The sequence below is a fragment of the Spirillospora sp. NPDC029432 genome (assembly GCF_040703975.1).
In the GTDB taxonomy this organism is placed as follows: domain Bacteria; phylum Actinomycetota; class Actinomycetes; order Streptosporangiales; family Streptosporangiaceae; genus Spirillospora.
Genome location: NZ_JBEZWH010000046.1, coordinates 47,558 through 64,061 on the forward strand (window position 1 = coordinate 47,558; position 16,504 = coordinate 64,061).

General features: G+C 74.5%; 11 protein-coding genes and 1 pseudogene. 9 read left to right on the forward strand and 3 right to left on the reverse strand.

Annotated features, from left to right (window positions below; all coding sequences use genetic code 11):
* Positions 1–5 precede the first annotated feature (5 nt).
* The 8 genes and pseudogenes from AB0881_RS29025 to AB0881_RS29060 all read left to right on the forward strand — a co-directional run.
* Complete coding sequence (locus AB0881_RS29025; RefSeq protein WP_366621876.1) at positions 6–1,112, forward strand: hypothetical protein; 1,107 nt, start codon at positions 6–8, stop codon at positions 1,110–1,112.
* 33 nt (positions 1,113–1,145) lie between these two features.
* Entirely contained in the window at positions 1,146–1,340 is a 195-nt protein-coding gene (locus AB0881_RS29030) for a hypothetical protein (RefSeq protein ID WP_366621878.1), read from the forward strand.
* A 28-nt stretch (positions 1,341–1,368) separates the two neighbouring features.
* On the forward strand, positions 1,369–3,420 hold the full coding sequence (locus tag AB0881_RS29035; protein ID WP_366621880.1) for an acyl-CoA dehydrogenase: 2,052 nt from the start codon (positions 1,369–1,371) through the stop codon (positions 3,418–3,420).
* A 40-nt stretch (positions 3,421–3,460) separates the two neighbouring features.
* Positions 3,461–5,179, forward strand: coding sequence for a hypothetical protein (locus AB0881_RS29040; RefSeq protein ID WP_366621882.1), 1,719 nt, complete (start codon positions 3,461–3,463; stop codon positions 5,177–5,179).
* Complete coding sequence (locus AB0881_RS29045; RefSeq protein WP_366621884.1) at positions 5,179–5,310, forward strand: hypothetical protein; 132 nt, start codon at positions 5,179–5,181, stop codon at positions 5,308–5,310. Before AB0881_RS29040 ends, AB0881_RS29045 begins: the two co-directional genes overlap by 1 nt.
* A 21-nt stretch (positions 5,311–5,331) precedes the next feature.
* The gene (locus AB0881_RS29050) at positions 5,332–6,177 is read left to right on the forward strand and encodes a glycosyltransferase (protein WP_366621886.1); all 846 of its coding nucleotides are present in this window, start codon (positions 5,332–5,334) and stop codon (positions 6,175–6,177) included.
* Positions 6,178–6,203: 26 nt separating this feature from the next.
* The gene (locus AB0881_RS29055; RefSeq protein ID WP_366621888.1) at positions 6,204–7,490 is read left to right on the forward strand and encodes a glycosyltransferase family 4 protein; all 1,287 of its coding nucleotides are present in this window, start codon (positions 6,204–6,206) and stop codon (positions 7,488–7,490) included.
* 41 nt (positions 7,491–7,531) lie between these two features.
* Positions 7,532–9,652: pseudogene (locus tag AB0881_RS29060) on the forward strand (alpha-(1->3)-arabinofuranosyltransferase family protein); the annotation flags it as partial.
* Between the two features lie 2,011 nt (positions 9,653–11,663).
* Here the strand turns inward: AB0881_RS29060 and AB0881_RS29065 are convergent.
* Genes AB0881_RS29065 through AB0881_RS29075 form a run of 3 tightly spaced genes read right to left on the reverse strand, consistent with a single transcriptional unit; the run spans position 11,664 to position 15,442 of the window.
* Positions 11,664–13,124, reverse strand: a complete 1,461-nt coding sequence (locus tag AB0881_RS29065; RefSeq protein ID WP_366621891.1) for an acyltransferase — start codon at positions 13,122–13,124, stop codon at positions 11,664–11,666.
* Positions 13,121–13,900: a methyltransferase domain-containing protein gene (locus tag AB0881_RS29070; protein ID WP_366621893.1), complete on the reverse strand. Its 780-nt coding sequence runs from the start codon at positions 13,898–13,900 to the stop codon at positions 13,121–13,123. The genes AB0881_RS29065 and AB0881_RS29070 overlap by 4 nt, the downstream gene beginning before the upstream one ends.
* Positions 13,901–13,960: 60 nt before the next feature.
* Entirely contained in the window at positions 13,961–15,442 is a 1,482-nt protein-coding gene (locus AB0881_RS29075; protein WP_366621895.1) for an MFS transporter, read from the reverse strand.
* 109 nt (positions 15,443–15,551) lie between these two features.
* Here AB0881_RS29075 and AB0881_RS29080 point away from each other — a divergent pair.
* On the forward strand, positions 15,552–16,504 hold a 953-nt coding region (locus AB0881_RS29080), incomplete at its 3' end, for a DUF3068 domain-containing protein (protein ID WP_366621897.1).

A 16,504-nucleotide genomic window follows, 5' to 3' on the forward strand; every position in this document is an offset into this window, starting at 1 on the left:
TCCGCATGTCCGATGAGGGGGAGCGCGGGGGGCGCTGGGCCGACATGAGTGATGACTCCGCCGACCGCGAGGAGAGCGCCCGGGTGACCGTTCCCGATGTCGATGGTTCCGAGCCGGATGGGCGCGCGCCGTCGCCGATGGAGCAGGCCCGCGAGGCCGAGGATGTGAAGGTCGCGCCGGTGGCCGAGGGGCCTGCCGCGCAGGACGACGACGAGCTGTTCGCCGGGGAGGGCGACCCGCAGTACGCGGGGGTGGCCCCGATGGCGCCGTCGGGTCCGGTACGTCCCGGCAAGCCGAGCAGCGGCAACTGGCAGATGCCCGACTGGATGGCCGACGAGGACGCGGCCGACTCCAAGCTGGGCCGCCAGGGCGACCTCGACGAGGGCGGCCGGTCGAAGCTGGCGCTGTACGGCGGCGTCGGGCTGCTGGTGGTGGCGCTGCTCGCGGCGGGCGGCGTCTACCTGTTCAAGCAGCGCGGCGGCGAGGCCGAGGCGGAGACGAAGAAGTCCTCGACCGACCAGGAGGCCGCGCCCGAGGTGAAGATGCCGGCGGAGAAGCCGCTGCGGCAGTTCGCCGGGCGGCCGAGCCGGGTCCTGGGCGCGGTGAAGGACCCGCAGGCCGGGCTCGTCTACCCGCGGCTGGCGCGCCCCTGGCAGGTGCCGACGAAGAAGAACAAGCTGGGCACGCCCGGCTGGTCCGGGCAGCAGGTGCTCGTCACCGAGCGCACCGGCGGGCAGACGTGGTACGGCCAGCTGATGACCGGCGTGCTCAACCCGAGCCTGCAGAGCGAGTACAAGGGCCCGGAGAGCGTGCCCGCGGTCGCGGTGCAGGCGGCCAAGGGGATCGAGGCGCAGTACTACGCGTTCCCCCACAAGTCGACGCCGCTGGCCTCGCAGGCGCTGAACGTGGACGGCCGCAAGGGCTGGCTCGTCGCCTCGTACGTCACCTACAAGCGGGCGGGCGTGAAGGCGACCGGTGAGGTCGTCGCCACCGCGGTGATCGACAACGGCCGGCCGGCGCCGGCGGTGGCGTTCGCGGCGGTGCCCAACACGCACAAGACGCTGTGGCCGGACATCAACCGGTTCATGACGCAGCTCAAGGTCGCCGCCTGACCATTTCGTGAAATTTCACCTACTCTGCCCCGTGTGGTGCAGAGCGAGGATCCCGCCGACGACGACGCCCCGACCGGACCCCTGCCGAGCGTTCCCGACCCGCTGCCCGAACGGCCCGACCTGATCTCCGCCGAGTCCGTGCGGCGGCAGGACCTGATCGCCGCGGCGGTGGTCGGGGCGATCCTCGTCCTGGCGCTGGGCGCCTGCGTGGCCACGGTCTGGCCCTGACCGAATGCGGTTCTAGTACGCTGTCGCCATGGCGATCGGGCTGACCGAGGAACACGAGGCGCTGGCCGCCTCGGTACGCGGGACCATCGAGCGGGACGGCGCGGCACCGGAGCAGCTGGGGCTGCACGTGCCCGAGGAGTACGGCGGCCAGGGCTTCGGCCTCCTGGAGCAGGCCGTCGTCCTGGAGGAGCTGGGCCGGGCGCTGGTGCCCGGCACGTACGCGCCGACCGCGCTGGCCGCGGCGGCCATCGCGTCCGGCGGGACGCGGGAGGCGCGCGAGGAGTTCCTGCCCCGGCTGGTGAACGGCGAGCTCAGCGCCGGTTTCGCCTTCGGGGACGGGCTCGTGCTGGGCGGCCCCGGAATCGACCTGGTGGTCGCGAACGTCGGCGGCCGCTGGGCCGTGCTCGACGGGCTCACCGTCAAGGAGGTCGAGGAGGGGGAGTCCCTGGACCTCACCCGCGCGGTCGGACAGGTCGAGCTGGACGGGGTCTCCGTACCGGACGAGCGCGTGCTGCGGGACGTGGACGCCCTCGCGGTCGTCCTCCTGGGAGCGGAGGCGTGCGGTGTCGCGGGGCGCGCGCTGGACGACGCGGTCGCCTACGCCAAGCTGCGGGAGCAGTTCGGCCGCCCCATCGGGCAGTTCCAGGGCGTCAAGCACAAGTGCTCCCGCATGCTCATCGCCACCGAACGCGCCCGCGCCGCCGTGTGGGACGCGATCCGTGCACTGGACGAGGACGACGAGAAGCAGCGCGCCTACGCGGTGAACGTCGCGGCCGTACTTGCCGCCGACGCCGCCGTGGAGTGCGCCGAGGGCAACATCCAGGTCCACGGAGGCATCGGCTACACCTACGAGCACGACGCCCACCGGATCTACCGGCGCGCGCTGACGCTGCGGGCGGCGCTGGGACGGCCCGCCGCGTACCGCGCGGAGCTGGCAGGGCTGGCGCTGGACGGCGTCCGCCGCCCGATGGAGGTCGAGCTGCCCGAAGGCGCCGACGGCCTGCGCGGCGCCATCCGGGAGCGGGTGGCCGAGATGGCCGCCATGGACGTGTTCGAGCAGCGCGCCGCGATGGCCGAGGGCGGCTGGGTCACCCCGCACCTGCCGAAGCCGTGGGGTCGCGCCGCCGGTCCGGTCGAGCAGATCGTCATCCAGCAGGAGCTGCGGGCCGCGAACGTGAAGCCCGTCCCGCTGATGATCGCGGCGTGGGTCGTCCCGTCGCTGGTCCAGTACGGCACGCCCGAGCAGCAGGAGCGGTTCCTGCCGCCGACGCTGCGCGGCGAGATCATCTGGTGCCAGCTGTTCAGCGAGCCGGGCGCCGGCTCCGACCTGGCCGGGCTGACCACCCGCGCCGAGCGGGCCGAGGGCGGCTGGACGATCACCGGCCAGAAGATCTGGACCTCGCTCGCCCGGGACGCGCAGTGGGGCGTGTGCATCGCCCGTACCGATACGGACCGCCCCAAGCACGACGGCATCACGTACTTCCTGATCGACATGGCCTCGGCCGGGATCGACGTCCGGCCGCTGCGCGAGTGCACCGGCGACGCCGTCTTCAACGAGGTCTTCCTGGACGGCGTGTTCGTCCCGGACGACATGGTCGTGGGCCCGGTCAACGAGGGCTGGCGGGTCGCCCGCAACACCCTCGCCAACGAGCGCGTCGGCCTGACCAGCACGTTCCAGCTCGGCGGCGACGTGCCGAAGCTGCTGCGCCTGGCGGACGGGCTGGGCCTGGCGGGGGACCCCCTCGTCCGGGACGAGCTGGGCCGGCTGGTGTGCGACGAGCACGCGTTCGCGCTGCTCGGCCTGCGCGCCACGCTCAAGCAGCTGTCCGGGACGGACCCGGGCGCCACCGCGAACGTCCGCAAGCTGGTCGCGATGGAGCACGGCCAGAAGGTCACCGAGTACGGATTCTCGCTGCTGGGGCCGGAGGGCGCGCTGACCGGCGGCTGGAAGGGCGACCTGCGCCGCAGGTGGACGCGGCACCTGCTGGCGTCGCGGGCGATGACGATCGGCGGCGGCACCACGGAGGTCAACCTGAACGTGATCGCCGAGCGCATCCTGGGCCTGCCGCGCGACGCCTGATCGCGCGGCTCCTGATCGCTGGGATAGCCTCATTCGCCTGATGAGGGGGCGAACGCGGCATCTGACGGCCGCTCTCACCGGGCTCGGGCTCGGCCTGGTGGTGCTCGGGCCGGGGCTCGCGCCCGGGTTCGTGCTGTCGTACGACATGGTGTTCGTCCCGGACCCCGCGTTCACCCCGATGACGTTCGGCCTGACCGGGACGGTCCCGCGGCACGTGCCGAGCGACGCGTTCGTCACCGCGCTGGCCGTGGTGGTGCCGGCGTGGCTCGTCCAGCGCCTCGTGCTGCTGTCGATCTTCGTGATGGCGTGCGCGTCGGCGGCCTCGCTCGTCCCGTCCCGGCGGCTCCTGCCAGGGCTGGTCGCGGGCGTCGCGTACGCGTGGAACCCGTTCGTCGCCGAGCGGCTCCTCCTCGGCCAGTGGGCCCTGCTGCTCGGCTACGCCGCGCTGCCCTGGGTGCTGGCCGCCGCGCTCGCGGCGGACCGGCGGGGCGGCGGGCGGCGGCTGCTGTGCGCGCTGATCCCGGCGGCGATCGGCGGGTTCGCGGCCCTGGCCGTGTCGGGGATCGCGGCGCTCGTCGTGGCCCGCCGCCGGGCGAAGGTGCTCGCCGTCCTCGCCGTGCTGAGCCTGCCCTGGCTCGTGCCCAGCCTGCTGCGCCCGGACGGCGTTCCGGGGGACGGCCTGGGGGTGGAGACCTTCGCCGCCCGCGCCGACACCCCGTTCGGGACGCTCGGCAGCCTCCTCCTGCTGGGCGGCGTCTGGAACGGGGAGACCGTCCCCCTCGGGTACGGCGCCCCGGTACCGGCCACCCTCTGGGCGTTGGTCGTGGTCGCGGCCCTCGCCATGTACGCCCGGTACTGGCGGGCCCTCGGCGGTGACGGGGAGCGGGACGACGGCGAAGGCGGCTGGGGGCGGCGGGTCGCGGTGGCGGCCGGGATCGGGTTCGCGGTGGCGGCGGTGGGGGCGTTCCTGCCGGGCCTGCTCGAAGGGGCGATCTCGGTCTGGCCGGGGTTCGCCGTGTTCCGGGACGGGCAGCAGTTCGCGGCGCCGCTCGCCGTGGTCGTCGCGGCCGGCCTCGGGATCGCGGCGGAGCGGGCCCTGCGGGCGCGGTACGCGGCGGTCGCGTACGGGGCGCTGCTCGCGCCGGTGGTGCTGCTGCCCTCGCTGGCGTGGGGCGCGGCCGGCCAGCTGCGGTCCGTGGAGTACCCGGACGGCTGGGCGCGCGCCCGGGACGTGATCGCGGCCGACCGGGCGCCGGGGGACGTGCTGGTGCTCCCGTGGGCGGCGTACCGGAGCTACGCCTGGAACCACGGGCGGCGGGTGCTCGATCCGCTGCCGCGCTACCTGCACGACCGGCGGGTGGTCGTGAACGACGCCGTGATGGTGGGCGGGGAGACGGTGGCGCCGGAGGATCCGCGGGCGGTGCGGCTGGACGGGGCGATCCGGTCGGGCGGGCCGCTGACGGAGGTGCTGGGGAGGCACGGGATCCGGTACGTGGCGGTGGACGCCGCGGATCCGGCGGCGGGTCCGGAGCGGCTTCCGGGGGCCGAGCGCGTGGTGCAGGAACCGGATTTGGTGCTCTACCGAATACCGGTAACGGTCACTCCGCCGGAGGAGAAGCCGCCGGTGGCGCCCGTAGTGCTTGCCTGGATTGTCGCAAGTGTGGCGATTTTCTGGTCTCTTTCTAGCTATCTTGTGACCCCAGCCACTACCCTGGGCGTCCCGTTACTCGGCAGTATTCCCCGTCGAAGGGCCCCCTGATGCGCATTGCCGTTGCCGCTATCGTCGGTGTGCTGCTGGCCACCGGCGCCTCGTTCACCGTGGTGCAGCTGTCCAGCGCCTCCCAGCAGGACCCGGTCATCAAGCCGCTCTACAACTACGGCTCCCGCTGACCCCGGGCCCCTGAGGTCCCCGTGAGCGCCCCGGGCGGCGGCCCCGTCCAACTGGAGATCGTGGTCCCGGCCTACAACGAGGCCGAGCGCCTCCCGGCCGGGCTCGCCCTGCTGGGGGAGAAGCTGGCCGGGATCGGCGTCAGGTCGGAGATCATCGTCGTCGACAACGCCAGCACCGACGGCACCGCCGAGGTCATCGCCGGATGGCGCGGGCCGGTGCCGGTGCGCGGGCTGCACTGCGCGCAGCGCGGCAAGGGGGCCGCGGTACGGGTGGGACTGCTGGCCACCCGCGCCCCGTACGCGGGGTTCTGCGACGCCGACATGGCGACCGACCTGGCCGCGCTCGACGACGCGCTGGAACTGCTGCGCACGGGCCATCCCGTGGTGGTCGGGTCGCGCCGCCACCCCGACTCGCTGGTCGAGGGGTACGGGCAGCTCATGCGGCGGCTGGGCGCGATCACGTTCAACCGGCTGGTGCGCGACCTGGCCGGCGACATCGCCGACACCCAGTGCGGCTTCAAGTTCTTCTTCGGCCCGCTGGCCCGCGCGGCGGCGGCCGACCTGCGGACCGCCGGGTTCGCGTTCGACGTCGAGCTGCTGATGCACTGCGTCCGCCGCGGCGCGCCGATCACCGGCATCCCGGTGGTGTGGTCCGACCGCCCGGGAACGACGTTCTCGGTACGGCGGCACACTTCGCAGTGCCTGCTCGACCTGGCCCGCATCCGCGCCCGCGCGGCGGCGGCCGGCCGTCCGGCGCCCGCGCCCCGCTCCGGGGCCGGTTCGGGGGCCGGCTCAGGGGCCGCCCAGATCCTGACCGTCCAGCCGCCGCTCGCGCTGCCGAAGGGGCACGAGGCCAAGACGGGATGAGCAGCGGGGATGCGCGACTCGCGGTCGTGAACTGGAGGGACCCCTGGCATCCGGCCGCCGGCGGTGCGGAGCGCTACGCGTGGGAGGTCGCGCGGCGCCTGGCGGCCGGGGGAGCGCGCGTCCGGTACGTCACGGCGCGCGCGAGCGGGCAGCGCCGCCGGGAGCGCGTGGACGGCGTGGAGTTCGTCCGGCTCGGCGGGCGCTTCACCGTCTATCCGCTGGTGCTGCTCTGGATGCTGCTGAAGCGGCGGTCCTTCGACGCCGTGGTCGACTGCCAGAACGGCATCCCGTTCTTCACTCCTTGGGTCCTGCCGAGGAGGGTCCCCGTCTTCTGCGTCATCCACCATGTGCACGACGCGCAGTTCGGGCTGTACTTCCCGCGCTGGATGGCCTGGTTCGGCCGCATGCTGGAGGGGCCCGTCGCCCGCTGGTCCTACCGGCGGCACGCGTACGTGTGCGTCTCGCCCTCGACGCTGAGCGCCGTACGAGAACGCCTCGGCTGGACAGGCTCGGCCTACGTCATCCCTAACGGGACGACTGTCGTGCAGGAACGGGCGGACGCCGACGCCCCCGCCGGAGACCCTGACCTGGTGTGCGTCACCCGGCTCGTTCCGCACAAGCGCGTCGGGCGCCTGCTGGACATCGCGGAGGAGCTGCGCGGCCGCCATCCCGGCCTGCGCCTGCACGTGATCGGGGACGGGCCCGAGGCGCCGCGGCTGGCCGCCGAGATCGAGCGGCGCGGCCTGGCCGGCGCCGTCGTCGCGCACGGCTACCTGCCGGAGGCGGCGAAGGCGGCCCTGGTGGCGCGCGCCGCGCTGCATCTGAGCACGTCGCAGGGGGAGGGCTGGGGGCTGAGCGTGATCGAGGCGGCGGCGCTGGGGGTGCCGACCGCCGCGTACGACGTGGACGGCCTGCGCGACGCCGTACGCGACGGGCGGACCGGCTGGCTCGCCGACCCGGGCGAGGACCTCGCCGCCGTCGCCGAGCGCGCCCTGAAGGAGCTGGCGGATCCCGGCCGCCGGAACGAGGTCGCCGCCGCCTGCCGCGAGTGGGCCGCCGCCTTCGACTGGGACCGCACCGCGGGCCGCTGGGCGGAGCTGATCGGGGCCGCGGTACGGGCCGGAACCGCCGCGACCACGGACGAACAGGCCCATATCGTCGAGCGGCGGTACGGTGACGGGCAGCCGCGCGTCGCGGAGGGGCCCGTCCGCGATCTGCTGCTCGCCGAGGGCGGCCGGCCCGTCCGGGAGGCGACCGGGATCGAGCGGCTCCTCGGCGAGGCCGCACGGACCGCCGGGACCGGCGAGCGCTGACCCGCGCCGCGGCGACACGATCGGAAGGAGCCCTGCGGAGCATGGCCGTGGGAGAGACGGAACGGCCTCGCGCCGGGAGCGCGGCGCCCGTGCCCGGACCGGGCGCGCCCGCGGCCGCCGGCGACGTCGATCCGCGGCTGCGCGACCGGCTGCGCGCGGCGGTCTGCTGCCTGGCGCTGGCCGCGCTGGCGTTCTCGACCCGGCCCGGCGCGATCCTCGCCGACACCAAGATCGACATGGCGGTGAACCCGCTGGCGTTCCTGGGCCGCGCGCTTCACCTGTGGGACCCCGAGCAGTTCGGGCAGCTGCAGAACCAGGCGGTCGGCTACCTGTTCCCGATGGGGCCGTTCTACGCGGCCGGGGATCTGATCGGCCTGCCCGCGTGGATCACCCAGCGGCTCTGGCTGGCGCTGCTGATGTGCGCGGCGTTCCTCGGCGTGCGCAGGCTGGCCGAGCGGCTCGGCATCGGCGGCCCGGCGGCGCGGCTCGCGGGCGCGATGGCGTACGCCCTGTCCCCGAACGCGCTGGCCACGATGGGCCAGCTGTCCTCGGAGTACCTCGCGGCCGCGATGCTGCCGTGGATCGTTCTCCCGCTCGTCACCGCGGCCGAGGGCGGCGGACGGATCCGGGCCGCGGCCAGGTCGGGCCTCGCGGTCGCCTTCTGCGGCGGCATCAACGCGACCGTGACGGTGGCGGTGCTAGTCGTCCCGGTCCTCTACATGATCACCCGGCCGCGGCCGCCCGAGCAGACCGGGAAACCAGGGAAACCGGGAAAGAGGACGCGGCTGCCGCGGCTGCGGCTGTTCGCCTGGTGGTCGGCGGCGGTCGCGGCGGCGACCGGCTGGTGGCTGGTCCCGCTGCTGCTCACCGGCACGTACGGCTTCTCCTGGCTGACCTACACCGAGAAGGCCGAGACCACGACCGGACCGACCGGCCTGATCAACGTGCTGCGCGGCGCCGAGCGCTGGGTGAACTACCTGATCGTGGACGGGCAGGTGTGGTGGCCGGTCGGGCACGGGCTGTCGCTGAGCCCGCTGCCGGTGATCTGCACGGGCGTCGTCGCGGCGCTGTGCCTGGCGGGGCTGCTGTCCACGCTGCTGCCCGAGCGCACGTTCCTGCTGCTCTGCCTGCTGGCCGGGCTGGCGGTCATCACGGCGGGGCACATCAGCGACCTGCCGGGGCCGTTCGCGCCGCAGATCCGCGAGCTGCTGAACGGGCCGCTCGCGCCGCTGCGCAACCTGTACAAGTTCGACGCGGTCCTGCGGCTGCCGCTCGCCTTGGGGCTGGCGCATCTCCTGACCGTGACGGCCCTCAAGAGGGTCGAGGGCCGCTCGCCATGGAGCAACGGATTCCGCGCCGTCCTGAGCGCCCCCGCCGCGGCCGTGATCGCGCTCGGCGGCATCGGGGTCACGGCGGTCTCGCACGGCCTCTCCGGGCCGGGCGAGTTCAAGGAGGTCCCCCCGTACTGGAAGCAGGCGGCCTCGTGGCTGAACGCGCGCGCGGGGCAGCAGGGCGTCCTCGCGGTGCCCGGATCGGCGTTCGGCGAGTACCTCTGGGGACGGCCGATGGACGACATCGTCCAGCCCCTCCTCACCGCCCGCTGGGGGGTGCGGCAGCTCGTGCCGGCGGGCTCGCCCGGCTACACGCGCGCGCTGGACGCGATCGACCAGCAGGTCCGCTCGGGGAGGAGCTCGCCCGGCCTCGCCGAGTTCCTGGGCCGCATGGGGATGCGCTACATCCTCGTACGGAACGACCTGCGCAGGGAGACGCTCCGGGGCGGCTGGCCCGCCCGCCTGCACCAGTCGCTCGACGCCTCTCCAGGACTGCGCAGGGTGGCGGCGTTCGGCGCCCCCACCGGCGGCGACTTCGTCGACGACGCGATGTCGGCGGTGAACCAGAAGTACCAGCCGCTCGAGGTGTACGAGGTCGAGGGCGCCGCCGCGGTCGCCGAACTCGCCCCCGCCGACGATCCCGTGCGCGTCTACGGCGGCCCCGAGTCGCTGCTGACGATGGCCGACACCGGCGCGCTGGCGCGGCGGCCCGTCCTGCTGAACGACGACGCCCGCGATCTCGGCGGCGCCCCCGTGGTGACCGACTCGCCGCGGCTGCTGCGCCGCGCGTTCGGCGAGCTGCACCAGACGTCCCCGACCCTGACCGCCGCCGAACGCGGGAAGGCCGCCGACGTCCTGGACGACGGCTGGCGCGAGTACGCGACCACGGTCGACTACAGCGGCTTCCGGAACGTCACCGCGTCCTCGTCGGCCGGGGGAGACGACGTCGTGCCGCAGGCCAGGGAGCCCGCCTCGGTCCCGTACGCGGCCGTCGACGGCGATCCGGCCAGCGCGTGGGAGACCGGCGGCTGGCACGGCCCGGTCGGCCAGTGGCTCCGCGTCGACTTCGACGCGCCCCGCGAGATCCCGCAGCTGACGGCCGCGTTCGTCCAGGACCGCAGGAAGGGGCCGCCGGTCACCAAGGTCGCCGTGGAGTCCGCCGGGGGCGTCCTCGAACAGCAGGTCTCCGCGGTCCCCGGCGACCAGCCGCTGCGGGTCCCGCCGGGCGCGACGTCCTGGCTGCGGGTGCGCATCACCGAGGTCGCCCGCGACTCCGGGGACGCCACGTTCGCCCGCGCGGGGATCACCGAGCTGCGCGTCGGCGGCGTGACGGCCGGCCGCACCTACGCGCTCCCCTCGCCGGACGGCGCCACGGGGACGCCCGAGTTCGTCATGAGCCGCGTGCCGGGCGGGCGGGCCGACTGCATGGAGGGCCCCCGGCGCTGGGTCTGCTCCGACACGCTCGGCACGCGGGACGAGGAGGGCGAGGCGTTCGACCGGACGTTCACCGTCCCGCAGGCCCGGCAGGCGCCGATCTCGGGAACGGCCGTCCTCACCAGCCGGGAGCTGATCGCCCGGTACACGTCCCTGAAGGGCGATCCGAGGGTCGCGGCGAGCAGCACGCTGACCGATCACCCGGCCGCGCAGCCGCGGTCGGCGTTCGACGGCGACCCGGCCACGTCCTGGATCGCCGATGAGAACGACATGAACCCGTCGTTCACCGTCCAGTGGGGCCGCCGGACGAAGGTCTCCCGGCTCACCATCGACCGGCCGCCGGCGATGGGCGGTCCGGCGCGGGTCCGGATCGAGGGGCGCGGCGGCCAGGCCCGCGAGGCGATGACGGACGCGCGCGGGCGGCTCTCGTTCGCGCCGCTGGACACCGACCGGCTGACGCTGACGTTCTCGCGTGCCGGACGGGTCGAGCCGATCCAGGTCAGCGAGGTGCGGGTGCCCGGCGTCCGGGCGTTCCGGGACGTCCGCGGCCTGCCGCTCGGGCTGGAGTGCGGCCTCGGCCCCCGGCTGGTCGTCGGGAAGACGACCGTGCGGACCAAGGTCAGCGGGACGATGGGAGACCTGCTGGAAGGCCGTCCCGTGAAGTACGAGGCGTGCCGCCGCACGCCCGTCGCCGCCGGCCCCAACCGGCTGTCCGCGCCGCCGTTCGACGGCTACCGCATCGAGACCGCCGTGGTGGGCGAGCGCGCCGCGCGGGACGAGCCGCGGCCCTCGCCCGTGAAGGTGCTGAGCTGGTCGCCGGGCGAGCGCAGGCTCCAGGTGGACGCCGCCGGCCGGTCGTTCCTGACCGTGAACGAGAACTACAACCCCGGCTGGGAGGCGCGCGTCGGCGGCAAGGCGCTGCGCCCCGTACGGCTGGACGGCTGGAAGCAGGGCTGGATCGTGCCCGCCGGGACGTCCGGCACCGCCGAGCTGACCTTCCGCCCGGACCGGGCGCAGCGCATCGCGGTCGTGGCCGGGCTCAACCTGCTGCTCCTGCTGCTGCTCGTGGCGGTCTGGCCGGGCGCCCGCCGGCCGGCGCCGCGGCCGCCGCGCGCGGACCTGCGGGGCTGGCCGCTGTGGGCGGCGGTGCCGCTGGCGGCGCTGCTCGGGCTGTGGGTCGCCGGGCCGGTCGGGCTCGCCGCCGCCACCGCCTCCGCCGTGCTGGCCGCCTGGTCCCGCACGCGCGGGTCCGCGCCGCTGCGGGCGCCCGCGTCGCCGTGGACGGCCGCGATCCTCATGATCGCCGGTACGGGCTGCCTGGCCTGGGGCTTCTGGGCGAAGGCGGTGGACAACCCGGCCGCGCCCGCGGGCCTGCTCGCCGACACCGTCCCCCAGGTCCTGGGGCTGCTCATCCTCGGCCGGGCGGCCGTTCAGCTGTCGCGTCCCCGCCGCGCTCCGCGGGCAGGTCGGGAAGGGTCGATCGAGTTGAGCTGGGCGGGGCCGGCGCCGCTGGTTCCGCGGTCTCCGGCTCCCGAGCCTGCTCCGGCCCCTGCCCCGGCCGCGGCTCCGGCTCCCGATCCGGCTCCGGAGCCGGAGGACGCCGATCCCGATCCCGATCCCGGCGCGGGCGGGCCAGCCGCTGAGCCGGCCGTTCCACCAGGTAGTAGCTCGCCGTCGCCGCTGCGATGGTCGCTGCCAGCAGAAGGGGAAGATCGGTCATGACGTCGCCGCGGAACGTCCGGCCGGTCCACTCGTACCAGCCGACGACGATCAGCATCTGCCACAGGAACACGCTGTAGGAGATCCGGCCCAGGAACCGCATCACCGGGTTGCCCAGCACCGTCCCGATCACCGCGTCGCGCTCGGAGGCCAGCGCCGCGGGCGCCACGAACGCCGCCGCGCACAGGCCGTTGACCAGGATCTCCAGCATCGACGTCCACACCACGTCCAGCGTGACGAGGTCGAGCGGGCCGGTCGCGGGCGTGGCGCCGATGACGTACAGCAGCGCCGCCCCCGCCCAGCAGGCCCGCCACGAGCCGGCGACCGTGCGGCACAGGCGCGGCACGGGCCCGTCCGGCTCCAGCCGCGCCCAGACGGTCACGACGGCCAGCGCCATCCCGATCGCGAACCACGCGAAGAAGCGCGGCAGCCACAGCCCCATCATCGGCTGCGGTTGCGGGATGAACATGGCGGCCGTGTAGGCGAACGACAGCACGGCGTAGACGGCCAGCCCCCGCAGCAGCCTCCGGGCCCGCGCGCCGACGTCGCCGGACGGGGCGCGCCGCGCGTACCAGGCGAGGACCGCGGCCGTCGCGGGCAGCGTGAGGTACCAGGCGGCCTCGACGGTGAGGCTCCAGATCTGGCCGAGGTGCGCCGGCCCCAGGGTGCTGCCCCACCAGGGATCCGGCACGTACGTGTGCGTCAGCGTGAGCAGCGAGACCCACGAGAACGCGTCGGTCACGTGGTCCAGGCCGGCGGTGACCATGAAGCAGATGACGACGGCCCAGTAGGCGGGCAGGATGCGGAAGGCCCGCTTGCGCAGGTACGACCTGGTGCTCGGCCGGGGGCGGTCCGGGTCCAGCACGGCCGCGGCCCACGGCCGGTAGAGGAGCAGGCCGGAGAGCGTGAAGAAGATCGGCACGCCGATCTGGCCGCCGTTGTAGAGCCAGCCGAGGCCGCCCCTGTGGAGCGCGCCGGACGAACCGGCCACGTGGTAGACGAGGACGGCCAGCGCGGCGATCGCGCGGATGCCGTCCAGCGCGTTCTGGTGGCCGGAGATGGCCGGGAGGCCCCGCGGTGCGGCGGGACGCGCGGCCGGCGCGACCCGCCTCGTGGTGCCCCACCGGCCGTTGCTCGCGGGCGCGCTCACGGCAGCCTGCGCAGCACGAGGACGAGGTTCCAGGTGGCGACCTCGCGCAGCCCCGGCACGCGCACGACGCCCTCCGCCCAGCGCGGGAGGTAGCGCGGGATCGCGTCCAGCACCTGCACCTCCTCGCAGGAGCGCGCCCACGCAAGGGCCGCCGCCACCGACACGGGGTGCAGGCTCTCGCCGAAGCGGTTCTTCGGGGGACGCCCGTGCCTGCGCTGGTAGCGGCGGGCCGCCCGGTCGCCTCCCAGGTAGTGCCAGGGGGACGTCTCGTGCCCGCCCCAGGGGGAGAGCCAGTTGGTGAACGACAGGTAGACGATCCCGCCGGGCCTCGTCACGCGGACCATCTCGCCGGCCATCCGCCAGGGATCCGGTACGTGTTCGAGCACGTTGGAGGAGAAGCAGACGTCCGCCGAGCCGGTACGGAACGGCAGCGCGAGCGCGCTGGCCACCAGGGTGCCGGCGGCCGGGGCGCGGAGCGAGACGAGTTCGGCGAGATCGTGGTCGATGCCCACGCAGCGGGCGCCCGCGGCCTGGAGCTCGCGCGTGAAGAACCCGGTGCCGGTGCCCACGTCCACCACGGTGGCCCCGTCCAGGGCGGTGTACGACGCGAGCTGGGCGACCGTGTCCCGCGCCATCAGCGCGTAGAAGGCCTCCGGGTCCGCCTGCTCCTTGCGGAACGCGCTGAGCAGCCGTACCGAACGCGCCAGCGTGGCCGCCTGCCTGCGCGTGGCGCCGGGCGCGGCGGAGGCGCCGGGGGTGGGGCGGACCGCGGTCATGGCCACCTCGCGGGGTTCGGTGAACGGTCGTCAGTACGCCGGGGCGCGTGAGGCCGGATCCTACCGGCCGGTAGACAGCAGCGGGGAGTCCTCCGGGCCGCCTTCCGGGCCGGCGGCCGCGTCCGGTCCCGTACGGGCGACCCGGCGCGGCAGCAGCGGCGACAGCAGCGCCGCGAGCGCGAACGCCACGGCGCTGAACAGCAGCGTACGGGCGCCGGCCCCCGCGAAGCCGCCGGGGCCGGAACCGGTCCCGTGCCCGCCGAAGAAGACCACCCCGGCCAGCGCCACGCCCATCGCGTTGCCGAGCTGGATCACCGAGTTGAGCACGCCGGACGCGGCCCCGGCGTCGTCCGGCGGGAGATCGCCCAGCACCAGGTTGGACAGGATCGGGATCGTCAGCCCCATCCCGATCCCGGCGCCGAACAGCCACGGCGCCACCTGCCAGGCCGTCACGTGCTCGCCGTGCCGGGCCACCGACCAGGCCAGCACGGCCGTGAACGCCGCCATCGCGGGCGTGCCCAGCGCCACCAGGAACCGCGCCCGCGGCTGCCCGTACCGGTTGGTGAGCTGCGCCGTGCAGGCGATCCCGGCCGGCCACGCCAGCCCCACCAGCGCGACCCGCAGCGGCGACCAGCCGAGCCCGAACTGGAACGTCCAGGTCAGCACGATGAAGTACGCCGAGACGCCGCTGAAGAGCACGAAGAGCAGCGCGTTCCCGGCGGCGAACGAGCGGCGCAGGAACAGCCCCATCGGGACCAGCACGGCCCGCCCGCGCCGCTCCCGGCGCCGCTGGTGGCGGACGAAGGCGTACAGGACGGGCACCGCGGCGGCCATCGACGCGAGCGTCCACCAGGGCCAGTCCAGCTCGCGGCCCTGCACGAGGGGGTAGGCCAGCAGCAGCGAGCCCGCCGAGACCAACACCATCCCCGGCAGGTCCAGGCGCGGCGGACGCTCGGCGCGCGACTCGTTCATCCAGCGCAGCGCGCCGGCCAGCGCCACCGCGCCGACCGGCAGGTTGATCAGGAAGATCCACCGCCAGCCGGGGCCGCCGCCGGTCAGCAGCCCGCCCAGCATCGGCCCGCTGACCTGCCCGGCGCCGAGCACGACCCCGTACAGGCTGATCGCCAGCGTGCGCTCCCGGCCCGGCCGGAACTCGGTCGCGATGATCGACATGACCTGCGGGACCATCACGCCGCCGAACGCGCCCTGCGCCACCCGCGCCGCCACCAGCAGCCCGGCGGTGGGCGCCGCGGCGGCCAGGGCCGACGCCGCGGTGAACCCGGCGACGCCGATCACGAACACCCGGCGCCGGCCGTGGATGTCGCCGAGCCGCCCGCCGGTGACCAGCAGCAGCGCGAACGCCAGCGTGTACCCGGCGGTGAACCACTGGCCCGCCGCGTACGAGGCGTCCAGATCGGTCTGGATCGCGCGCAGCGCCACCCCGACGATCGTGACGTCCACCAGGTCCATGAACGTGGCCAGCAGCACCGCGAGCAGCGCGAGCCAGCGGGCCCGCGGCGTCCTGTCGGTGCTGTCCTGCAAGTCGGCCTTCTTATTGGACGGGCGATTTGAGAGGTCCTGTAGGGTAACCCGCACATGCCGAGCACGGCCTCCTGGCCGGTGGATTCAGCGGCGTCCCCCGGAGGTGTTCATGCGGCGACCGGTCGGATTGATCCTGATCTGCCTGGGCGCTTTCTTCCTCACGCTCGCGCCCCTCGTCCGGTTCTACGTCGCCGGGCAGGTCGTCCTGGCACCGCTGAACCGCTACCAGGTCACCCGCCTGGAGGCCCAGAACGCCACATACTTCGACACCGCCACCCTCAAGACCAAGACCGGCGTCAAGCTCCAGGCCAGCAACACCGTGCGCGGCGACGTCCGGGCCAACGGCGGGAACGACCGGATCGCCGTCTGGGACTCCTCCACCAACATCGTCGACACCGCCGACCCGGACAAGCCCATCCAGATCCAGGGCTACCGGATCGCGTTCGACCGGCGGACGTCCCAGCTGACCAACTGCTGCGGCGCGAACGTCGACGGCGACACCAAGGTGCGGATGTCCGGGTACGGGCTGCTGTTCCCGCTGGCGAACGTGCGCAAGCAGGACTACCCGTTCTTCGACATGACCACCAAGCAGCCCGCCGCGATGCGCTACTCCGGTGAGGAGGAGGTGCTGGGGATGCGGGCGTACCGGTTCGTCCAGCAGGTCCCCAACACCAAGACCGCCGCCGTGGACACCAAGCTCCCGGCGAAGATGCTCGGGCTGAAGGCGAACGCCCCCGACCAGAAGGTGGACCGCTACTCGCAGGCCACCATCACCGTCTGGGTCGACCCGCGCACCGGGATCCCGGTCAAGCACCGCCAGCAGATCCACAGCACCGTCCAGACGGCCGACGGCAAGGGCCGGATGACGGTCGCCTCGGCCGACCTCCACACCGTCCCGGCGTCGGTCCGCGGGCTGGTCGACATGGCGAACTCGACCGCCTTCAAGATCAGCGCGGTCCGGGTGCACGTCCCGGTCGGGGCGGTCCTGGTCGGCCTCGCCCTGCTGCTGGTGGGCGCGTTCATCGGCCTGCCCGGCGGCGGCCGGCCGGCCGCCCCGCCGGC